At 39.8% G+C, this 711-nt stretch carries 2 protein-coding genes; both read left to right on the top strand.

The window, feature by feature from the left end:
- Nucleotides 1-68 precede the first annotated feature (68 nt).
- A complete protein-coding gene (locus tag N1032_RS25350) occupies nt 69-353 on the top strand; it encodes a hypothetical protein (RefSeq protein WP_259543362.1) in 285 nt (94 codons plus the stop codon).
- A partial coding sequence (locus N1032_RS25345; RefSeq protein WP_259543360.1) for an ATP cone domain-containing protein occupies nt 337-711 on the top strand: 375 nt, incomplete at its 3' end. The genes N1032_RS25350 and N1032_RS25345, both read left to right, overlap by 17 nt.

The following is a 711-nucleotide window of genomic DNA, read 5'->3' as shown; positions in this document are numbered from 1 at the left end:
ATTACAATAATCAGCAAGGCGCTACGGCAGCTTATACTGGTGAAGGTCATAAAGAATAAGGAGATACCGTGGGAGTCAAAGGATTGATTAAACATGTTCATCGTGACATGTTATCTCGTGTAATTAAACTCGGAGACTTTGTTGCTTGGAGTAACAATGAATATGGTCGAGCTATTACACTTGGAAAAGTAGTAGGAACATTTCCTGAGAAAATTAAAATACAGGTAATAAATGAAGGGGACCGAATTACTCGTGTCTACCCTCATAACGTGATGGTTATCACCGCTCAGGTAATGGCAAATATTGAAGGCAATGTAGGGACACCGGAGGTAGAGAATGGCACGAGTGATTAAGCGGGATGGTAAGGTTGTTGATTTTGATATGACCCTCATTATTAATGCAATTCTTAAAGCTCAAGAAGCTGCTAATCTTAGTAACTTTACCGATGCTCAACGAATCGCAACCACAGTGATGAACAAGTATCGAGAACAGACAACAGTCAATATTGGTGAGATTCAGCGTGATGTAGAAGCGTTGCTGTTATCATCTGAGCCAGAAGTGGCACATAAATATATTGAATACCGAGCAACTCGTGACCGTATTCGAGAGGAGAAATCTCCGCTGGCTATTGCCATTAAGGGATTAATTGAACAAACTGATGAAAAGATTCTTAATGAGAATGCTAACAAAGACTCAAAAGTCTTTCCAGAA

This window comes from Herbiconiux daphne (assembly GCF_024979295.1).
GTDB classification, from domain to species: Bacteria; Actinomycetota; Actinomycetes; order Actinomycetales; family Microbacteriaceae; genus Herbiconiux; species Herbiconiux daphnes.
Note: the sequence above shows the minus strand (reverse complement) of the source record. Positions and strands in the feature narration are given on the sequence as shown.